The sequence below is a fragment of the Actinomyces sp. MRS3W genome, from assembly GCF_032465695.1.
Lineage (GTDB): Bacteria > Actinomycetota > Actinomycetes > Actinomycetales > Actinomycetaceae > Actinomyces.
On the sequence record NZ_JAWDJJ010000337.1, the window covers coordinates 1 to 998 of the forward strand.

1 protein-coding gene is annotated in these 998 nt (G+C 74.0%); it reads left to right on the forward strand.

Features of this window, described 5'->3' with window-relative positions; genetic code table 11:
- The coding region (locus tag RWX45_RS12830) for an ABC transporter ATP-binding protein (RefSeq protein ID WP_316024107.1) at positions 1 to 990 on the forward strand (990 nt) is incomplete at its 5' end.
- Positions 991 to 998 lie beyond the last annotated feature (8 nt).

A 998-nucleotide genomic window follows, 5' to 3' on the forward strand; every position in this document is an offset into this window, starting at 1 on the left:
GGGGTGGAGTTGCTGGTGCTGGCCGGCCCCATCGCCGTCGTCGCCGCGGGCGCCAGCGCGGTGGGGGCTGGAACCGTGTCGCTCGCCGCCCTCGCCGCCGCCGCGGCCGCCGTGCTGCGTCTGGGGGAGACCGTGCGCGGGGTGGAAGAGCTCGCCGGCTCACTGAGCACCGCTCTGGCCGCCGCGGAGCGCGTCCACCGGGTGACCACCGCCCCCGTTGAGGTGCCCGACGGCGCCGCCCGCCTGCCCCAGGGCTCGCTCGACGTCGCCTGGGAGAACGTGGACTACACCTACCCGGATGCGGCCCGCCCGTCTTTGCATGGGGTGAGCCTGCGCGCCCGGGCGGGCCGGTGGACCTGCCTGGTGGGCACCTCCGGATCCGGCAAGACCACGCTCGCCCGCCTGGCCCTGCGCTTCGACGACCCCGCCGCCGGGAGGATCACGGTTGGCGGCGTCGACGTGCGTGAACTGAGCGGCGATTGTCTGCGCGAACGCGCCGCCCTGGTGACCCAGCAAGCGCATCTGTTCCGTATGAGCGTGGCCGATAACGTCCGCCTCGCCCGCCCCTCGGCGACGCAGGAGCAGGTGGAGCAGGCCTGCCGTCTGACCGCCCTGCACGACGAGGTGCTCGCCCTGCCGGGCGGGTATCACACCATGCTCGGCGAGCGCGGGGCGTCGATCTCCGGTGGGCAGCAGCAGCGCATCGCGCTCGCCCGTGCCTTGCTGGCGAATCCGGACGTGCTGGTCCTCGACGAGTTCACCAGCCACCTGGACCCCGCCCTCGACGCGCGTGTGCGCGACGCCGTCCGCGACTGGGCGGCGCAACGCGGGGCCACCGTCGTGGAGATTACCCACCGGCTGCATCGCTTGGGGGAGGCGGATTACGTCGTCGTCCTCGACGGCGGCCGCGTGGTGCGCGCCGGCACACCACAGGAACTGCTTGCTGAGGCCGACGGTCCCCTGGCTCGCCTGCGCGCCCGCCAGAGCTAGTCCCCACC